The organism is Nocardia sp. NPDC004123 (assembly GCF_053603795.1).
In genome coordinates this window covers 291,399-310,763 of sequence record NZ_JBSGGG010000003.1, presented here as the reverse complement: position 1 = coordinate 310,763, position 19,365 = coordinate 291,399, and the positions used below count along the sequence as shown (strand labels likewise).

Annotated in this window: 14 protein-coding genes and 1 pseudogene; 8 read left to right on the top strand and 7 right to left on the bottom strand. The window is 63.6% G+C overall.

Annotated features, from left to right (window positions below; translation table 11 throughout):
* The first annotated feature begins 166 nt into the window (after nt 1-166).
* From ACWEQQ_RS05785 to ACWEQQ_RS05760, 6 genes are all read left to right on the top strand, one after another.
* A complete protein-coding gene (locus ACWEQQ_RS05785; protein WP_452346242.1) occupies nt 167-946 on the top strand; it encodes a hypothetical protein in 780 nt (259 codons plus the stop codon).
* 133 nt (nt 947-1,079) lie between these two features.
* Entirely contained in the window at nt 1,080-1,904 is an 825-nt protein-coding gene (locus tag ACWEQQ_RS05780; protein WP_452346243.1) for an SDR family NAD(P)-dependent oxidoreductase, read from the top strand.
* Nucleotides 1,904-2,758, top strand: coding sequence for an LLM class F420-dependent oxidoreductase (locus ACWEQQ_RS05775; protein ID WP_452347340.1), 855 nt, complete (start codon nt 1,904-1,906; stop codon nt 2,756-2,758). The genes ACWEQQ_RS05780 and ACWEQQ_RS05775 overlap by 1 nt, the downstream gene beginning before the upstream one ends.
* A gap of 36 nt (nt 2,759-2,794) precedes the next feature.
* On the top strand, nt 2,795-3,337 hold the full coding sequence (locus tag ACWEQQ_RS05770) for a nuclear transport factor 2 family protein (protein ID WP_452347339.1): 543 nt from the start codon (nt 2,795-2,797) through the stop codon (nt 3,335-3,337).
* Between the two features lie 875 nt (nt 3,338-4,212).
* Nucleotides 4,213-4,626, top strand: a complete 414-nt coding sequence (locus ACWEQQ_RS05765; RefSeq protein ID WP_452347338.1) for a VOC family protein — start codon at nt 4,213-4,215, stop codon at nt 4,624-4,626.
* A gap of 69 nt (nt 4,627-4,695) precedes the next feature.
* Complete coding sequence (locus ACWEQQ_RS05760; protein WP_452347337.1) at nt 4,696-5,742, top strand: hypothetical protein; 1,047 nt, start codon at nt 4,696-4,698, stop codon at nt 5,740-5,742.
* Here ACWEQQ_RS05760 and ACWEQQ_RS05755 read toward each other — a convergent pair.
* Entirely contained in the window at nt 5,672-6,442 is a 771-nt protein-coding gene (locus ACWEQQ_RS05755; RefSeq protein WP_452347336.1) for a transposase, read from the bottom strand. The genes ACWEQQ_RS05760 and ACWEQQ_RS05755 overlap by 71 nt on opposite strands.
* Nucleotides 6,443-7,022: 580 nt before the next feature.
* Here ACWEQQ_RS05755 and ACWEQQ_RS05750 point away from each other — a divergent pair.
* A complete protein-coding gene (locus ACWEQQ_RS05750; protein ID WP_452347335.1) occupies nt 7,023-7,190 on the top strand; it encodes a hypothetical protein in 168 nt (55 codons plus the stop codon).
* A 587-nt stretch (nt 7,191-7,777) separates the two neighbouring features.
* Here the strand turns inward: ACWEQQ_RS05750 and ACWEQQ_RS05745 are convergent.
* From ACWEQQ_RS05745 to ACWEQQ_RS05725, 5 genes are read right to left on the bottom strand one after another with little or no spacing between them, the layout of a single operon-like run.
* A complete protein-coding gene (locus ACWEQQ_RS05745) occupies nt 7,778-9,562 on the bottom strand; it encodes a CoA transferase subunit A (protein ID WP_452347334.1) in 1,785 nt (594 codons plus the stop codon).
* 28 nt (nt 9,563-9,590) lie between these two features.
* The gene (locus tag ACWEQQ_RS05740) at nt 9,591-10,592 is read right to left on the bottom strand and encodes a PDR/VanB family oxidoreductase (protein ID WP_452347333.1); all 1,002 of its coding nucleotides are present in this window, start codon (nt 10,590-10,592) and stop codon (nt 9,591-9,593) included.
* Between the two features lie 45 nt (nt 10,593-10,637).
* A complete protein-coding gene (locus tag ACWEQQ_RS05735) occupies nt 10,638-12,104 on the bottom strand; it encodes an aldehyde dehydrogenase family protein (RefSeq protein WP_452347332.1) in 1,467 nt (488 codons plus the stop codon).
* Nucleotides 12,101-13,189 carry a zinc-binding dehydrogenase gene (locus ACWEQQ_RS05730; RefSeq protein ID WP_452347331.1) on the bottom strand — a complete coding sequence of 363 codons (1,089 nt, stop codon included), beginning with the start codon at nt 13,187-13,189 and terminating at the stop codon, nt 12,101-12,103. Before ACWEQQ_RS05730 ends, ACWEQQ_RS05735 begins: the two co-directional genes overlap by 4 nt.
* Nucleotides 13,190-13,247: 58 nt before the next feature.
* Nucleotides 13,248-14,420, bottom strand: a complete 1,173-nt coding sequence (locus tag ACWEQQ_RS05725; protein ID WP_452347330.1) for a cytochrome P450 — start codon at nt 14,418-14,420, stop codon at nt 13,248-13,250.
* Between the two features lie 239 nt (nt 14,421-14,659).
* Here ACWEQQ_RS05725 and ACWEQQ_RS05720 point away from each other — a divergent pair, with 239 nt between their 5' ends.
* Complete coding sequence (locus tag ACWEQQ_RS05720) at nt 14,660-18,148, top strand: protein kinase domain-containing protein (protein WP_452347329.1); 3,489 nt, start codon at nt 14,660-14,662, stop codon at nt 18,146-18,148.
* 34 nt (nt 18,149-18,182) lie between these two features.
* Here the strand turns inward: ACWEQQ_RS05720 and ACWEQQ_RS05715 are convergent.
* Nucleotides 18,183-18,949: pseudogene (locus ACWEQQ_RS05715) on the bottom strand (IS5 family transposase); the annotation flags it as partial.
* Nucleotides 18,950-19,365: the final 416 nt, after the last annotated feature.

Sequence of the window (19,365 nt, the reverse complement as noted above, 5' to 3'; positions counted from 1 at the left end):
TCGGTCGATTCCTATGTCGTCGATCGTGGACGCTCGGTACTCAGCACACGACATCCCCATGTCTCCCAATGAACGGAATTCCGAGTCCGGCAGGCCGACGGAAGCCCATACCGTTAGTCGGTCGTGCCTGGCGACGATGCATTGTTTGCGCATCAGGAGGTGAAAGTTGTTCTCGGAGCGGGCATTCTTCTCGTTCATCGAACTGACCGACCCCGATCAACATCGGGAGTACAACGAGTGGCACCAGCTTGACCATCGGCCGGAGAACCTGCTGCTTCCCGGCGTGGCCTGGGGCGATCGGTGGGCCCGACGCCGCGACCGCAACGAAGCCGGGCCTTCGGGCGAAGAATTGAGCGGGACCGATTACGTGGCCATGTATTGGTTCCGGCCGCCGTACGAGCAGAGCATCGCCGAGTGGACCAAGCTGGGAGAGGACTCCTTCCAGTGGGGGCGGGGCCCGATCATGCAAGGAATCCGGCGCTCCTTGCTGGCGTTCTTCACCCCGGTGAAAGGCTATGTCGCGCCGCGGGTTCTGGTGTCAGCCGACGCTTTGCCTTTCCGCCCCAACCGCGGGCTGCACATCACAGTTGGGTACCTGGCAGACCCACACAGTGCGGAGGCCCACGAGCAGTTCCGGTGGCAGGATCGGGTGCGAATTCCCGACCTGCTGAATTGCGCCGGTGTGGCAGGGGCTTGGTCGTTCGCCTTGCACACTGTGCAGAAGCATCCCACGCTCCCGATCGGCGAGTCGCGCCGAGACTATGCGAGCGGATCGCTGCGGATTCGATTGCTGTACTTGGACGGCGATCCGGACACCGTGACTGGTGAGCTGGCCGAGCGGGAGAAGCAGTGGGACGAGTCGGGGCGCGGGGCGCCTTGTCCAGACGCTGAGGAAGTGCTGTTCAGCGCGCCAGTTCACACGATCGTGCCTTGGCAGGATTGGTAGGTAGCTCAGGCGACCGCGTACGGATCGGAACGAAGGACACCAGGGGTCCATCCAGTGGGAGGGTAGCGCCTGCCTCCAATTCGGGACGAGCACACTCTCCGAGGACTTGGGCGACAACCGTTGAGGAGCAGATGTGACTGACCTGAAGCACTACGGACCGTGGGCAGTGATCGCGGGGGGTTCCGAAGGGGTGGGCGCATCGTTCGCGTCCCAGCTGGCCGATGCTGGTGTCAATCTCGTTCTCATCGCACGTAAGCCGGAACCTCTCGCGCAGGCCGCTGCACAGGCCCGTGAAAAGGGCGTCGAGGTTCGCACTCTCGCTCTCGATTTGACGCGGAAGTCGTCGATCGACGAGATCATCTCGGCCACTTCAGATCTCGATGTCGGGCTGTTGATCTTCAACGCGGGTGCAAACAGCTATGGCAGCGAGTTCGTTCTGGGTGACCTCGACCGGTTCCAGACCGTGATCGACTTGAATATCACCGCGCAGCTCGCCTTGGTGCGCCACTACGGCGCGCTGATGCGAGCGGCGGGTCGTGGGGGTCTGCTGCTGGTCGGCTCCATGAGCGGCTACATTGGCGGGTTCCACCAAGGAATTTATGGTGGGGTGAAGGCCTTCGGACGCATCTTCGCGGAGTCGTTGTGGCTGGAATTGCGTGAACACGGTGTGGACGTACTCGAACTGGTGCTCGGGGTCACGCGTACTCCCGCGATGGAACGCGCCGGCTTGAACTTCGACATTCCGGGAATGACGGTGAGCGATCCCGATGATGTTGCGCGAGAAGGGCTTGCCCATCTCGCGGACGGGCCGGTGTGGATTGCGGGCGGTAATGCGGCCAAGGTGAACAAGCGCAACGGTCCAGACCGGTCCGGCCTACTGTTGGAGAACCACGAAGCCATGCTCCGGTTGTTGCCGAAGCGGGAAGCGGAACCTGCGAACAGCCCGCACGGTCGCTGATGAAGATCGGGCTCGTCAGCCCTGTTGTGACGCAGGTTCCCGGCGCCCACTCGGAATGGGAAATCGCTGCGGGCATACAGGATTTGGCGCGGATTGCCGGGCACGCGGACGTGCTCGGCTTCGAGTATCTGACGTGCAGCGAGCATGTCGTGGTACCTGTGGATGTCGCCGATCAGCGAGGCGGGACCTATTGGGACCCGCTGGCAACCTTCGGCTACCTGGCGGCGAAAACCGAGCGCATTAGATTCGTCACTCAGGTTCTGGTGCTCGGTTATCACCACCCCCTGGAGATAGCTAAACGCTACGGCACTCTCGACGTCGTCACCGGCGGACGTTTGACGCTGGGACTCGGTGTCGGATCGCTGGAAGCCGAATTCGAGCTGCTCGGTGCTCCGTTCGCGGGGCGAGGGGAGCGGGCCGATGACGCCCTGCGTGCGTTGCGTAGTGCGCTGTCGGTCCGGACACCCCGGTATCAGGGTTCTCACTACGAGTTCTCCGATATGGTTGTCGAACCGCATGCGATGCAGGCGCGGGTACCGCTGTGGATCGGTGGTCGTACGCAGCGCTCGCTGCGACGGGCGGCCGAACTGGGTGATGGGTGGGTACCGTTCGGACTTTCCGGTTCGGCGGTGCGATCGACGCTGGAAAGAGTCGACCTCCCAACGGGTTTCGAGATCGCACTCTCGGCCGGAGTGATCGATCCTCTCGGCGATCCGGTCGCTACCGGCGAACAGCTCGAAGCGGCAGCATCCGCCGGCGCGACAACCGTCAGTGTATCGATCGCCGCCGCGTCAACAGACCACTACCTCGATCAATTGACTGCTCTGGCCAAGCTCGGACAGTTGGACCACTAGCTGAAGTGCTCGACGCGAAGCAAGGAGAGTTGGGTAATGGAAGAGCGTTTGGCGGCGTTGGAATCGCGACTGCGCTTGCTGGAGGACGAGCGAGAGATCCAGCGGATCGTCGCGCGGTACGGACCGCTGGTGGACGATGGTGCGGCAGAGGACGTCGCAGCTCTGTGGACCGAGGACGGCGTATACGACGTGGACGGGCTGTTCATGGAGGGCCGTGGGGACATCTCGGCGATGGTGCGGTCCGCGACCCATCAGGGATTCATCGCGGGTGGGTGCGCGCACTTCCAAGGGCCGGTCCATATCACCATCGACGGGGATGTTGCCACGGGCGCGAGCTATTCGCTGATGGTTTTGCACCGCGCGGGTGAGTTCGAGGTGAGGCGTGCCACCGCACATCATTGGCGGTTCGATCGGACCGCTCGGGGATGGCGGGTGCGGCGCAGAACGAGTCGCGCGCTCGACGGAGATGATGTCGCGCACGGCCTTCTCGGGGCCGGCGTGCGCGGTCGTGCCCTCGACGAGAACGACGGCCCGTTCGGTTCCCGAGACCAGGCCGTATCGAGCGCATTCACCGAATAGCGGGCAGATGCCGGAACGTGTCGCCGACCGGAATCTGACATTTCCAGTTGGCCATAGGCTCGGGTTCTTCGAGCGGGAGCGTAGGGTCCTCCAGCAATTGGGATTGCATAGGGCCCGAGGAATGCCTCCACATCGGTGAACTCCTCGTCTAGATGACGCAAGGCACGTTCGCAATCATCGAGCGGGACCGGGTAGCGCACTACGTCCAGCCGGCGCTGCGCGCGCCACGATCCGAATCCCCGGTGCCAGCCGGTAATCGTCACTGACACAACCGATTCCCGCGGCGGCCAGCGCCCGGCACACCGCATCTGCCTCGGGCACATCCAGATCGCCACCGACGAAGGCGCGCCTCCGTGGATCCTGAGCAGTCCTGGGGCGAGGGCTCCGCCCGGTGCGTTCGCCCGGTAAATCCGCACCGGCACTGGCAGTCTGGATCTGCCGAGCAGGATGTCGTACGGACGAGCATCTGGAACTGTTATGCGGGCCTCTCGTCGTCCGGACGCCGTCGTGCCGGGCCGCTCGTCAGATTTCTGTCACCCGGTTGTGGAATCTGCGCACAGATAACTAGCACCAGCTAGTATCCGCATCGGGGTAGGAGCCCCGGTGTCGTTTCCCGGTCGCGGTAGACAGCGCGACTTTCGCATTCCGCGTGGCCACGGCGACCGCGGATCGGGTCGTCACCATCGAGCCCATCGACGTCATGCCATTCAACGCGCACGCTCGGGCGCGCGTTCTAGTCCGCCGAGGACGTGCAAGCCGGATGAGGTACTCCCGTTCTCCCGCAGAGCGGGAAAGGCGCTGATCGCCTTCGTGATTGCGCGGGTAGCGTCCGCCGGACGCGTACAGACTCGGGAGGTCGAATGGTTAGCGGGGCAGTGTTCCGATTCACCAAAATTCTGGTCGACGATACCGAAGCCCAGTTCAGCTTCTACTCATCGGTACTCGGAATGACCGAGAAGTACCGGGTAAAGCAGGGTGTGGACGACGACGCCCTCGAAGAGATCATTATGACCTCGGCGCACGGCGGTGACCCCGCCCTGGTGCTCTTGCACTACCTGAACCGGCCCACGCCCCCTCCCGGAGAAGCAGTTCTGGGCTTCAACGTTACCGATCTCGACGCTGCCGTCCGCGCCGCGCGGACGGCGGGCGGCACGGTTGCTACCCCGAGGAAGGAGCTGCCGGAATTCGGCATCTCGGTGGCATTCGTCGAGGACCCCGAAGGGCATCGCCTCGAACTCGTTCAGCGCCTAACGGCCGATGGTGAACCGAGCGATGGTGCCTCGAACTGACCGCGCCAGGTGAGCCGTAGGTCCGAAATTCACCCCTTTTCGATTCGCAACCAAATGGAAGGAACGCCAATGCGCACCTCGAAACAGCACCCTATGACCCCGGTCGTCCCACCGCGGTTGATAAGTGACTTCTATACCCCGGCCGAGGTCGATTCTCTGTTCGGCTTCATCCGCCGCCGCGGGCCCTGGCAACTCGTACTCGCACAACACTTCGCCTCCACCGAGGAGTACTTGGCGATATCGGGTGCCGGGGATCGCAATCCGAATGCGCGACTCGCCGACTTCACCGCACCGGTATTCCGCGGCTATCTGGCCAAGGAAGGTATCGCGATGGACGAGTCGATCCACGACATCTACTTCGGCCGAAAGCTACTCGACCCGATCAAGAAGATGCACGGTGCCCGTTACGGTTTCGCGCACCACATGCTGTTCAACACGTGCGGGCCCTCCCGCAGCTTCGACGCTGGGCATTTCGACACCGGCAATTGGCGCGGGCGGGACGTGATCAACACTCCGGTGTGGCTGCTGGGTGTGATGGCCAAGTCCGGACTGTTCGACCGATGGGAGATCAAGACCGGGCAGATGATCACCTACTTCTACGACTCCGACATAGACGGTGGCTTCACCTACTGGCCCGCCGGCCCGGACCGCGCTCCGTCCCGATTCGAGGCACCGTTCCGGAACACCGCGATTCTTACCGACAACTCCCGCATGTACCACCGTCGCGAAGCAAACGGGCCGCGAGACCATCGCGACTTCCCGGCGCTCGAGATGCATTCGTTGCTTCATCGCGACCAGGACGAGTGGGCGATCCGCAACGGGGACACCGAGATCGCCCGCTACCGCGACGAGGAGAGCCGGACGCTGTTCCATTACACGGCTCTGGTTTTCGACGATGCCGCCGAGGTGAACCGCTACCTCGACCACACCGACGATCTTTCCCTCGACACGGTCTTCGAGATGCTCGCCGCCGACCTGCGCACGCGCGGCATCCGCTACACCGAGCCGACAGCGCCGCTGACCGACCCGGAATTCATCGCTCTGCTCACCGATACCTACGCGATGGCACCGCGGGAGTATCCGGTCGAGGCGCCTCTCGACGTCCCCTTGGGTTAGTGGTCCCGCCTGTACGTTCTTCGGGGGTTAACGCGGCGGTCAGTGATGCGGCAGGCTGGTGGTTGCAGCCGGTGGGTTGTTGGGAGTGCTCGTTCCGTTCGTGCTGTTCGATCCGGGCCAGGAGGTCCTCGAGGTCGGCCCGGGTGAACTTCCATTCGAAGGGCCGGGCGGTCTTGTTGTAACGGCGCTCGAATGAGATGAGCCGGTCTTCGACCTGGTCAAGGCTGGTGAAGTCGTTGGGAGAGACGACCTTTCGTTGCACGATGGAGAAGAAGATCTCCACCTGATTCAGCCAAGAGGCGTGCACCGGAGTGTGGACCATAACCGCATTGGGAAGCCGCGCGATGAGCCGGTCCGCGGCGGCTTTGCCGCGGCGGCTGGATCCGTTGTCGACCACCCAGAACACTCGTTTGACTGAGGCGTAGGGCTGGCTGGTCATGACTTTGTCCACCAGAGCCATGAATGGCGCGATCCAGGTCTTGGCTGCGCAGTGGCCGAAGACCTCGGCGCGATGGAGGTCGTAGGCGGCCAGGTAGGACAGCGATCCACCGCGGTCGTATTCGTGGTTGACCCGCATTGGGCGGGGGGCGCGTGGTGCCAGGGTGGGATGGCAGCGGCAGCGGGCCTGGATCGAGGTCTTCTCGTCGGAGGAGATCACGTATTCGTCGTCGCCCAGCAGCCGCCCCTCCCACGTACGCAAGTAGAGGCCCCGCCAAGAACGAGACCAACAACACCCGCCCCGGCGGCGACAGCCAAACCAGCCCCGAATACCCACCCGAACAGCAGGATCCATAGCAGCCTCGAACTCAAACGGCATACCTCAAGAACCACAACAGCCACATCAAGCTCTGAATTCACACCCCCCCTGCTGGGTTCGAACCACCCACAACGAGCGTCTTCGCAGCTCAGCAGCCAACTCCGCGATTCCGACCGCAGACAACAAAGAAGCCACAGGTCGATGATCTGCGGCTTCTTCCAGGGTGGACCTGGCTGGGCGTTATTCCAAACGGGCTGACCTGCACAAACTCGAAACCACCCGCGCCAAAATCGACACCGGACCCTCGTCTCCACTCCCCCGCCGACACAAGAAGCCTCCGGCGGACCGTCCTCGCGAGCCTCGCAGAATCGAGCGGCGCCTCGGCCCTGCGACGGTCGAGGAACTCCTTCACGCGTACCGCGATGGCACCTCGACCACGCAACTCGCGGCGCGCTAAGGAATCTCCAAGACCGCCGTCCTCAACCTGCTCACCAACCGCAACGTTCCCCGCCGATTCCAATCGATGACCACCAACGACATCGACCACGTCGAGCGGCTCTACCTCGCCGGCCATTCACTCGTCAGCTGTAGCCGCCTCACCAGCTTCCCCGCCAGCACCATCCGCGACGCGCTCCGTGAACGCGGCACCCCAATGCGGGCACCCGGCGGGCGCCACCGTGCACCGCGTTAGACCCCCACGAGTCGGCGTGTCGACACGCCGACTCGTGGATCACATTTCCCGACACAGCAAGCGATCGGCAATCAACCTCCCCGGCTCAACCGATACCTCCCCCATGCATGCCACGATCGATTTCGCAGACAGCGCGACACCAAGCAGTCGGAAGCCCCTCGGCGTTCAGGATTTCACGATGTTACGCAGGGAGTGCTGCTCGATGTGCAGGACGATGGCACGGTGGAGCACGTCGGGACGGCACACCATCGGCTTGCCCGCGCTCACTCCTTGTCCCGGCAACGCAGCAACTTCAGCACCGCGGCGAGCAGGCCGACAGGAACGAGATAGGCCCGCAGGGCCCAGGCGGGGCTGGCGAAGATAGGACCTGGCGAAGTGGCACAACGGTGCGATCTCTGAGGAATATATCTGGGCATGAGATCCGTCGTCGGCGATGGTGTGGCCGACCCGCAGTAGGAGTCGCCGAATCATGTTCTGCCAGTGGGTGACAGCATTGCTGGCCGTCCGCGGCACGACAACCACCGAACACACTTGTCCCACCACCCGAACGAAACCACCGGGGCAGATCAGCTGATAGTGGCCCACCATCAGCCGATAAGGTTTCGCTGCGGATCGATTGCCCTCAGGTATTCGAGTTCCGCCGGTTTGGGTGCCGTCAACGAACGGACGTCATCAGCCAATTGGATATCCCATCGGGTCGCATTGCGCAGTCGAGACAGTGCTTTCTCCGCAGAATCCTCTGCATCCTCGAACCATGCGGCCAAGACGTAGGTGTCGCCTTCACGCCTGAGATGGCCTATTTCCGTTGCGATTACGGCGACACGATCACCGTGGTAGCTGATGAACTCGGCCGTCTGGACAAACTTTCTCGGGTCAGCGGCAACCACGGCGATCGTCGGCACTCGAGAGGCGATATCGGTGCTACCGCCGCTCCCGACCAAGAAGTGGCCGGCGGGCGTCCGGTTGCTATTTGCGTTTCCCTGCTTGTCGAGAACCCCTGCGGAGAGCACCGCGATCGTAGTGTCGGCCGTCGTCGGCACCAGCATGCCGAGAACCTCCAGTGTGCTGCTGAGATGTCGGGCGGTCGGCAGATTGCGGGTATTGGACAGCGTCGCGTCGTGCGGCCGGGGAATGTAACCGACAACGCCGCTTTCGAAGACGAGATCGACGACGCGCTCGTCGTCGAGTAGGCTCGCCCGACCGAGTGCGGCCGCAATGTGGGACAAGCCGGCACCGGCGACGACCGTTCGGGCGCCCCGGGACCGCACCAGCTCTTCCATCGCCCGAGCACCCGAAACCGCGAGCCGCTCACCCAGCGTGGGCTCTCGGTCGCCGAGCTGTTCCGCCTCATCATCGAGTTGATCGATGTGCCAGGACTCGTCGAAGTCCATCGCCACGAGATGCTCGATTCGTTGCCTGCCCAGCCGACCAAGGTACGTCCGCCGGGAGACATCGATCCATTTCTTGCTGAACGATTCAGCGTCTTCGAGGGTCCGCAAACGGCCGAGTTCGGACAGGAATTCGTAGTCCTCGCCGTAGCCTGCGGTTCCCGACACTCGGACCGGCACCGGAGAGGCGGACGGATGAGCCCCCAGCGGCACATGAGCAACACCGAGCACTCGCGCGGCCGGCACCCGCACGTGGCCCGCCCATCGGCGCAGTTCAGCCGGCGCGACTACATGGTCGGCGGTGAGGATTACACCCCTGCGGGCCGCGTAGACGGTGTGGATGTCCTCCGCGAATGGCGGGAAGAGCACGCCGTTGCCGTCCCAGTCCGCGACCGGGCAGTGGATGAGAGAGATGTCCGGCCGCAATGCTGGCATGACCGAACGCTGCGTCCCGTCGTACGGATCCACCACGCTGCGCGCATCCACGCCGGCTCCGGCCGGAAGGTCGGAGCCATCCATCGTCTCCGCAGGTACGAACCGCCACCCCAGTGCGCCCGCGAGTGTGCGTTGGATCAGCGCGAGAATCGACCATTCCTCGACAGCGACAGAGCCGTCCTGGATGGCCTGCGCAAGAAGGGGATTAGGGCGCACGGCCGGATACGTTGTCGCCGCAAAGGAGGTGATCAATTTGTCCACGCCGCCCGAGGCCACCAGAAGTCCCACCTCGGCGCGCAAGGAAGCCGAGATGATGGTAAGCCCGCGCAGACGCCCGGATCGAGCCTGGCGAGCCACTTCGAACAGCGCCGCATACGCTCGGGTGGACAGCCACGGGAAGTGCAGCTCGTCACCGGAGCGGACTTCTCGCTCGATCAATTCGGCGAGTGGGCGAACTCGGCGACGTTCCGGTGCGGTGGCACTGTCGTCGTAGCGGAATCCTTTGTGGTGCAACGGCATGCCGACTTCGGGGAAGGTTATCGGTTCCACTGTCTTTCCAATCTGTCCCGGAGAATCGCTAGAGGTCGAGCACCAGTCGACGAGACTTCGACCGCCCCACGCAAATCATCATCCGGTCACCGCATTCGCGTTCTTCGTCCGATAGCAGCAGGTCGTGATGGTCCGGCTCGCCCTCGAGGACGCGAACCTCGCAGGCCCCGCAGAAGCCCTCTTCACAATCGGAAAGGAAGGTCGGGACGGCCTCTCGCACGACATCCAGGAGCGTGCGGTCCGGCGGAACATTCAACACTGCGCCCGTACGGCGCAATTCGACATCGAAGCTCGCATCATTCGCCTTCGACCGAACAGCACCGCCGTCACGTGAGGCCTCGGTGGCCGCTCCGAATCGTTCCACGTGCAGCGCGCCGGTTGGGAATCGGTTCTGGACCCCCTGCTCCGCTGCCCGAATCAAACTTTCGGGACCGCAGCAGTAGATCACGGAATCCGCCGGTGCGCCGTCGAAGACTGCATCGAGGTCGAGCAAACCGTACAGATCCTGAGGCACTATCTCTATATCTCCGCCACCGAGCCGTGAAAGTTCCGCGCGGTAGGCCATCGACGACGTACAACGACCGCCATATATCAGCCGCCACGGCTTTCCGCGGCTGCTCACGGCACGTGCCATCGCGAGAATCGGCGTGATGCCGATCCCCCCGGCCAGGAACAGATATGACTCAGCGTCGACGAGCCGGAAGTGGTTACGCGGTCCACGCACTGTCAGTGTTCTTCCCACCAGAGCGGTGTCGTGGATTTCGATCGAGCCACCACGACCGTGGTCATCGCGCAGTACCGCTACCGTGTAAGCGGCGCGTTCCTCGGGAGTACCGCACAGCGAATATTGGCGGAGCTTGCCCGATGGGAGAATCACGTCCAGGTGTGCCCCAGGCTCCCAGGGCGGCAGATCTTTGCCGGCGGAGTCCACCAGCCTGAGCGAGACGACCCCGTCCGCCTCCCTCTTCACCTGCTCCACCAACAGCTCGAACATGTGCTGCGACTCGGCGCTGAGTTCATTGTTCGTCATGCGAAAAAATCCGTTCGAAAAGTGTTCAGGTTCAGCCGATCCCGACTAGATCGAGGTTCGGCGATCGTTGATCTGCTGGGTCCAGGTGAACTCGAGGAGACCTTCGGTGCCCATCTCGCGGCCGTATCCGCTGTCCTTCACTCCGCCGAACGGCGCACCAGGATCGAATGCGGTCATCCCGTGTTTATTGATGAAGGTCACCCCAGCGTCGATGTCCGCGGCCATGTCCCATGCGCGGCTCGGATCGGAGGTCCAGATGCTCGATGTCAGGCCGTATGGTGTGGAGTTCACAAGTGAAATCGCCTCGCGCTCCGTACCGAATCCGACAATCGGCAGTGCGGGACCGAACTGCTCCTCGCGCACGATCCGCAGATCCGGCTGTACTCGCGTCACCAGCGTGGGCAGGTGAAAGTATCCGTTCTCCCACGTCCGCCGGTCTCGGATTCGACCTCGCGAATTCAGCTTTGCCCCAGCGGATTCAGCCTCAGCCAGCATCGCGGTGAACCGGTCGAGCTGCCGTTTGTTGGCGAGCGGCCCCATCGTCACCTCGGGATCCAGACCGTCGCCGACCACGATGTCCTGCAAGGCATCTCCGATACGGCCGGTCACCTCACCGATCAGGGATTCATGCACGAAGAGCCGCTTAATCGCGAAACAGACCTGTCCCGAAGTCATCGTGAATGCGCCGACCAACTTCCGGATGAGCTCATCGTCGACGACCACGTCCTCGAGCAACACCGCCGCATCATTGCCGCCGAGCTCGAAAACACCCCGCTTCAACCGCGATCCGAGCGCTTGGGCCACTGAACGTCCGGCGTCCATGCCCCCCGTGAAGGCGATCATGTCGACGTCGGGATGGGCGCCCAGTGCGGCACCTACCCGCTCACCGGCCCCGGTGACACCGTTGACGACACCCGGCGGCAGCGCGGCTCCGATCGCCTCGACAGCCTTCAGCACGCCCAGCGAAGCGAAGGGCGATGGCACCGCGACGACGGTGTTGCCGGCCAGCAACGCGGGCCCGAGTTTCACGCCGAGCAGTGCGATCGGCCAGTTCCACGGCACGATCGCACCGACGACACCCAGTGGCCGCCTACGGATCTCGATGGCGCCGCGGTCGTCGTCACGGCGTTCGGTGAGCGCCGCCTCGACGGCGTCGAGGTCATCGAGATAATGCGACCACGCCCAGGGCGGCGATTGAAAATCCATGACGGATTCCGCCAGAACCTTGCCCATCTCGCGGGTCAGCGCCTCGGGTCCGGAGGCATCGATTGCCGCGAGTCGCCGACCCGCGTCAGCGAGACACGCCGCTCGTTCGGCGAGGGGAAGGCGCGCCCAGACACGCTGCGCCCGCTTTGCTGCCTGCACCGCCGCGTCGATGTCGGCCCCTGTCCCATCGGGTATCGATCCGACGACCTCGCTCGTCCGTGCTGGATTGATGACCGGAAGCCGACCACCACTACTGCCGCCGCGCCATTGGCCGTCGACGTACATGTCGAGATCGAGTGTGCTCACAGCAGCACCACACCCTTCGTGATTTCGTTGGCAGCCAACTCGGCGAGCGCCTTCGGGACGTCGTCGAGTGCGTAGGTGGCGTCGATGGCCGAATCCAGCGGAAGTCGTCCGTCCATGTACAGATCGACAAACGCGGGAATATCGCGCTGGGGGATGATCGAACCGGCGTATGTACCGGTCAGGCGTTTCTGCATCAGAAAGGCGAACATGTCCGACGTGACCGTCACCGCGGCATCCATCACGCCGATGGCCACCGCAAGTCCACCAGGGCGGACGCCTTGCAGGACGGTTTCGAGGGTGCCCTGGGCGCCCACGGCGTCGAAACCGTAATCGACGCCGCGGCCGCCGGTGAGATCGCGGATCGCAGCCGCAGCGTCGGCGCCGGACGCCGAGATGGTGTGCGACGCCAGCCCCAGCTCGCGAGCCTTGGCGAGTTTATGTTCCGCGAGATCGACCGCGATCACCGTGGTGGCCCCCATAGCGTGGGCTCCCATCATCGTGGCCAGACCGACCCCACCCGCGCCGACGACCAGGACGCTGCTGCCCGGACGGACCTCTGCCCGAACGATGGCGGCACCCAGTCCGGTCGACCACGCGCACCCCAGCCCCGCCAGTCGCTCCAACGGGGCATCCGATCGCACCTTCACCGCCGCCGAGGCCGGCACCACTGCGTACTCGGCGAACGAGCCCTGGCAGAACAGGGTGTTCACGTCGTCATCTCCGGACCGCAGCCGTGTGGTGCCGTCCAGCATCGTGCCAGAGAAGCCTACAGCGCGTTCGCAGAGCACGTACTCACCACGCTGGCACTGGAAACAGGAGTGGCACGAGGTGATGATCGAGCAGATCACCGCGTCGCCGACGGCCAGATGCTCGACTCCCGGACCGATCTCGTCGACCACACCCGCGCCCTCGTGGCCGAGAACGATCGGTCGTGGCGAGGGCAGGTGGCCGGCGAGCACAGAGACATCGGTGTGGCAGATTCCCGAACTCACCAGGCGAACTCGCACCTCCCCGGCCGCGGGGTGTGGGTCTGGGAGTTCCTCGATGTGGATCGAGTCGACGGCGCGGCTTACTGCGGCTCTCATGTGTATCTCCTCCGCATGGCGGGATTTCGGTACGCGAAATTGTTCGGGTGACGGGGGGTCACCGCTGTGGGGTGAAGATGATCGGCAGTGCGCGAATGATTCGGGTCTGCCCCTCGGAGATCCGTACGCCGCCGGGGTCCGACAATGTGTAGTCCGGAATCCGAGCGAGGATCTCCTCGACCATGACGCGGAGCTCGATCCTCGCCAGCGGCGCGCCCGGGCAGCGGTGCACGCCAGCACCGAACGCCAAGTGCCGATTCGGCTTTCGATCGAGAAGGATAGTGCCTGGCTGGTCGAAGACGGTCTCGTCATGGTTCGCCGAAAGCCACGACATCCAGACGCGCTCCCCTTCAGGGATCACCGTTCCACCGACCTCCACAGGACATGTGGTCGTACGCGCGAAACCAGGAACCGGACTGATGTAGCGCAGGAACTCCTCGATCGCCTGGGTCAGCAACTCCGGGTCGGCCCGCAGTTGGGCGCGGAGAGCGGGATGCCGGTCCAACAGTGTGAAGATGTGATTTGCCGCGGCCGCAGTTGTTTCGCCCCCCGCCCCGGTCAGCGACAGGTAGATATCGAGAACCTCTTCCTCGGTGACTGCACGGTCGTCGATCGTTGACGAAAGCAGATGGCTTGCAAGATCTTTGGACGGATTATGCTTACGCGCCGCGATCAGTCCGACGTAGTAGTCGCGAATCTCCATCTGGAGCGCGACCCCTTCCTCCGGGGAAGTGACCGAGACGAGCGCCAGCGACCAGTCGCTGAATCGCGGCACGTCCTCGTCCGGAATTCCGAGCAGCCAGGTGATCACCCTGGACGTGAGCGGAAACGCCAAGTCCCGGGCCAGATCCGCCTCACCTGCGCTGGCGAACCCGTTGATCAATTCCACAGCGTGCTTACGGATCTCGGCCTCGAGTTCACCGAACTTGCGTACGTTGAATACGACATTGAGCAGCGACCGGTAGTTCGTGTGCTGCGGCGGGTCCGACTCCATCGGAATGAACGGCCTCGGCGCACCGACCGAGGGGAGCGTAATGGTGGGAAGGGACGAGAACCTTTCTGTATCCCGGGTGGCCGTATCGACGTCCGCATAACGCGTCAGCGCCCAGAAACCGCCATGGCGATCACTGTGCTGGACGGGACATTTCGCACGCATCTCCCGATGAACCTGATCGGGCTCGTCGAGCGTTGCGACATAACGGTTGTCGTAGTTGTCTGCATTGATGTCCACTGCTCCCCTAAATGGGACGGGCCGGAAGCCGGTAATTGTCTTGATGGCCCGGATCGGGCGATGTGACCGAGAGTAAGACCTTCCGATCGGAAGGTCAACGATCTATTATGAAATATCCCACTCGGTAGAACATCTGCCGAGCATCAGCTCCGGACCGGCACGGACCTCAGCCTCCATGCGCCACATCGGCGTCGGGCTATCCCGAGGTGGCTGTGCCGCCGGCTTGGCATGAGGTACCGATGGCTATGAATGACTCCGCGGCGACGGAACGTTATCTCACACCTAGCATCGCGGCAGAGCTAGCGGCCGCGGGATTCCACGATGCCGAAGAGATCGGGCACGGCGGCTTCGGCACGGTCTACCGGTGTCGTCAGCCTTCGCTGGATCGCACCGTGGCCATCAAGGTCCTCACGGCCGCCGAGACGGACACCGAGAATCTCAAGCGCTTCCTTCGTGAACAGCGTGCGATGGGCCGGCTGTCCGGGCACCCGAACATTGCCCGCATCCTGGAGGCCGGGGCGACCCCGACCGGCCGACCGTACATCGTGATGGAGTACCACGCGCGCGACTCGTTGGCAGCGCGTATTCGTACATCGGGGCCACTCGAGTGGGCCCGAACGCTACGCCTCGGCGTGAAGTTGGCAGGAGCTCTGGAGACCGCTCACCGACTCGGCGTGCTCCATCGCGACGTCAAGCCCGCGAATATTCTGCTCACCGACTATGGCGAACCGCAGCTGACCGATTTCGGTATTGCCCGGATTGCGGGCGGCTTCGAAACTGGCACGGGCGCTATAACGGGATCACCCGCCTACACCGCTCCGGAAGTGCTGCAGGGACAATCGCCCACTGTCCGCTCGGATTTGTACAGTCTCGGAGCAACACTGTTCTCCGCTATTACCGGGCATGCCGCGTTCGAGCGCCGCAATGGGGAGCAGGTGGTTGCCCAGTTCCTGCGGATTACGACTCATCCCGTGCCGGATTTACGAGGCCAAGGCGTCCCGGATGAAGTGTGTGTAGCCATCGAGGAAGCGATGGCCGTAAGTCCCGAGGGTCGTCCACCGTCCGCCCTCGAATTCGGTCGCGCCCTTCAGCTGGCGCAGCGCCGAATCCGCCTGCCGGTCGACGAGATACCACTCCCCACGAACAAGGACATCGACGATTCCGGTCCGAGCGCCGTACAACTCGCACCTAGCGCCGAGACGAGCGGCTACCCACACGAATCAGCTTCTCCCCCAACACCATCGACAAGATATCGCCCGCCGACGATCCTGCGAGCGCCGGTCCTGCGACAGCGGCTTGTCGATCGGTTGCGGGCAGGCGGCAGGCGACGACTGATTCTGATCCACGCCCCGGCCGGATTCGGCAAGAGCACCCTGGCTCTGCAATATCGGGACAGTCTGATCACGGAGGGTGCCGGCGTCGCCTGGCTCACCGTCGATCACGACGACAACAATGTCGTCTGGTTCCTGGAGCATGTGATCGAGGCGATCCGCCGGATCCGCCCACCGCTGGCGCGTGAGCTGGCGAGCATCCTCGAACAACACGGAGACACAGCCGAACGGTGTGTGCTCGCTTCCCTGATAGACGACATCCACGATCGCGACGAGCGTCTCGTCATCATTTTGGACGATTGGCACCGCGTTACCAGCACCGCAACGACCGATGCCTTGGCATTCTTGCTAGACAACGCCTGTCACCACCTTCAGGTCATCATCACGAGCAGGACCCGGTTCGGCCTGCCTACGGGCCGGATGCGTGTCCGCGATGAGCTTGTCGAAATCGATGCCGACACACTGCGTTTCGACGTCACCGAGGCGTGTTCGCTGGTTGAGAGCTTCGCCGGCGTTCACTTGGCCCAGTTCCAGATCGATGAGCTGCAGCAATCGACCGTGGGGTGGGCTGCCGCGCTGCAGTTGGTGTCGCTCTCACTCCGCGAGCAGACCGATCCCACCGAGCTGATCGCCCACCTTTCCGGGCGCCATCACGCCATCGACGAATTCCTCACCGAAAACGTGCTCACCACATTGGAACCGGAGATGGTCGAGTTCTTGATGGCAACATCGATCACCGAAAGGATCAGCGGAGAGCTCGCGTCGGAATTGAGCCGTACACATCGCGGCCCGGCCCTACTGGAAGAAGCGGAAAGGCGCGACCTGTTCCTGCGCCGGATCGACGACGAAGGCGAGTGGCTCCGATATCACCCCATGTTCGCGGACTTTCTACGTCACCGGCTCGAACGCGATCAACCGGATCGAATCGGCGAGCTGCACCGTGCGGCGTCGCAGTGGTTCGCAGACCATCGGTTTCTCAGCGAAGCCGTCGACCATGCTCTTGCCGCCGGAGATCAAGATCGGGCCATCGGCCTCGTCGAGCAGCAGGGCACGTCGTTGCTGGAACACTCACGCATGGCGACGCTGCTCGGACTGGTTGCGAAACTGCCACCGCGACTTGCGATGTCGCGCCCACGGCTGCAGATTGCCGTCGCCACGGCAAACATCCAGCTGCAACAGACTTCCGCCGCCCAGACAGCGCTGGACCTCGTGTATGCGCTGCTCGACCGAGGCAACCACAACGACGGGGAGCGCGCTGACCTGCGTATCGAGGCCGATGTTCTCCGCGGAGCGATGAAAATCGCAGCCGACGACATCGAGGGCGTCGACGAGTTGGTAGCGGAATGTCTCGGGAAGCCGGACAGCCTACCGCCCTGGATAGTCTCCGGCGCTGCGGATATAGCGACTTTCGTCGCGATCTACCGCTTCGACTACGAGTCCGCACGAAGGATGCAGAACTGGGCCAACCCCTACCATGAGCGGACCGGTGGCCGGTACTTCACGATGTACGGCCACTGTTTCGCCGGCATCGCCGCGAATGAGCAGCTTGATCTCTCCGCGGCCGAGAGTGAGTTCCGCACAGCCTTGGCGGTTGCCCGCGAATCGGGTGGTCTTCATTCGCAGGCAGCGCGACTCGCGGGTGCCTTGCTCGGTGAACTGCTGTACGAACGCAATGAGCTCGCCGAGGCGGAACGGCTCATCGACGAGGGTTTCGAGGTCGGGCCCGAAGGCGGCGTCGTCGACTTCATGTTGGCACGGTATGGCACCGGAGCACAGATCAAGGCGCTTCGAGGCGATCTCGGTTCAGCTTGCGAGCGTTTGAACGAGGGCGCTCGGGTTGCCGAAGCACTGTCTCTGGGGCGGTTGCGTGCACGGATCTATGCCGAGCGCATCCAGTGGGGTTTGCTAACTGGGTCGAGCGACAACCAGGGCGCGAACAGAGATTGCCGAGAGCCTACATCGGCCGTGGCGGCAGAGGCCGGTGACGACGGAATCGCACTGATCACCGCAGAATTCGAACAGGTCGGCGAAATCCGGGGTCTGATCGCCGAAAAATCACTCCGGAAAGCCCGCCTGGCAAGCGCACGGGCCCGGACACTGGTTGCGCATCTCGCCACACAAGGGCGCCCGAAAGCGTTGTTGAAGGCGAAACTTCTTTGTGCTGCGGCATTGTTCGCTGCCGATCTTCCCACCGAGGCCAAGAGTGTCCTCGCCCCGGCTGCGGCCGTGTGTGCGGATCTCGGCCTCATCAGGTTGCTACTCGACGGCGGCCGCGAGATCGTTCCGATCGTTGCCGAACTATTCGAGGACCAACGCAACGATCGGTGGCAGCCGGAGTGGCCGTCGATCCCGGAATCCTTCTTCGAAGCGATACTCGAGGCGGCCGCTCGGTCTTAGAACTCCTAACAGAGTGAGAGGTTGGCAGTCGGCGCCAGCAGATGATGCTGCAGGCCAGGCTGAGGAAGGCCTCATGGATGTCGTCGCGGATCTCCCAGCGAATGCGCAGTCGCCGGAACCAGTGCAGCAGTGCGAAACTCTGCTCGACCACCCAGCGGTGCGCACCGAGTCCAGAGCCGTGTTCGACGCCGCGGCGGGCGATGAACGGGGTGATTCCCTTGTCCCGCACTAGTTTACGGTACTTGTCGTGGTCGTAGCCACGGTCGGCGTAGAGAGCGTCCGGACGTCGGCGAGGACGCCCGCGTCGTCCCCGCACCGGCGGGATCGCGTCGATCAAAGCCATGAGCTCGGTGACGTCGTTGCGGTTGCCGCCGGTCAACGTGACCGCCAGTGGGATGCCGTGCGCTTCGGTGATCAGATGGTGTTTCGAGCCGGTCCGGGCACGGTCGACCGGGCTCGGCCCGGTTTTGGGCCGCCCTTGAGCGCCCGAACGTGGGAGCCGTCGATCACCGCCCTCGACCAGTCCAACGCCTCGGCGGCGTTCAACTCGGCCAGCAGTGTTTCGTGCAACCGCTGCCAGACCCCGGCCTGGTGCCAGTCCCGCAGCCGACGCCAGCAGGTCATGCCCGAGCCGTAACCCAGCTCCTGGGGCAGGAACTCCCACGGGATACCCGTGTAGAGCACGAACAAGATGCCGCACAGAACTTTTCGGTCGTCGAGCCGCTTGCGGCCGGGATGGTGTGTCTTGCGGGGAATCACCGGCAGCAGGGGCTCGATGCGCTCGCACAACCGGTCGTCGATCTCCCAGGGCCTTCGTTGCGCCGTCGCGCACCTCCAGTCACAGGCGACACAAAAGGAACACCAACCGATCCCGCATCATTCCCCCCACCAGCCCCATTCTGTTAGGAGTTCTTAGTGCCTCGCGCCTGAAATGCGTCTACTAAGTTGTTAACCCGTTGTGATGTCGCATTGTGGGCCTTCTGCCGTTGAGATCGTTGTGTCCGACGCTGAGCGTGTGGAGCTTGGGTGCATAGCGGAATCGCCGGACCGGCGTGCGGCGCAACGAGCTCGGATCGTGCTGGCCTGTGCTCAGGGTATGTCGAAGGCGAGCGCCGCGCGGCTTGTCGGTGTCTCGATGGGGCCGGGCGAGCCGAACGCTAGCCTGCCATCGAGCCGCACATCCATAGATCGACATGGAGCTGAGTGCATCCGAGAAG

Excerpts from the sequence above, each read along its gene's own strand:
- ACWEQQ_RS05750 (WP_452347335.1), top strand. The coding sequence starts at position 7,023 with ATGACCACCAACGACATCGACCACGTCGAGCGGCTCTACCTCGCCGGC.
- ACWEQQ_RS05720 (WP_452347329.1), top strand. The coding sequence starts at position 14,660 with ATGGCTATGAATGACTCCGCGGCGACGGAACGTTATCTCACACCTAGC.
- ACWEQQ_RS05740 (WP_452347333.1), bottom strand. The coding sequence starts at position 10,592 with ATGACGAACAATGAACTCAGCGCCGAGTCGCAGCACATGTTCGAGCTG.
- ACWEQQ_RS05770 (WP_452347339.1), top strand. The coding sequence starts at position 2,795 with ATGGAAGAGCGTTTGGCGGCGTTGGAATCGCGACTGCGCTTGCTGGAG.
- ACWEQQ_RS05775 (WP_452347340.1), top strand. The coding sequence starts at position 1,904 with ATGAAGATCGGGCTCGTCAGCCCTGTTGTGACGCAGGTTCCCGGCGCC.
- ACWEQQ_RS05730 (WP_452347331.1), bottom strand. The coding sequence starts at position 13,189 with ATGAGAGCCGCAGTAAGCCGCGCCGTCGACTCGATCCACATCGAGGAA.
- ACWEQQ_RS05760 (WP_452347337.1), top strand. The coding sequence starts at position 4,696 with ATGCGCACCTCGAAACAGCACCCTATGACCCCGGTCGTCCCACCGCGG.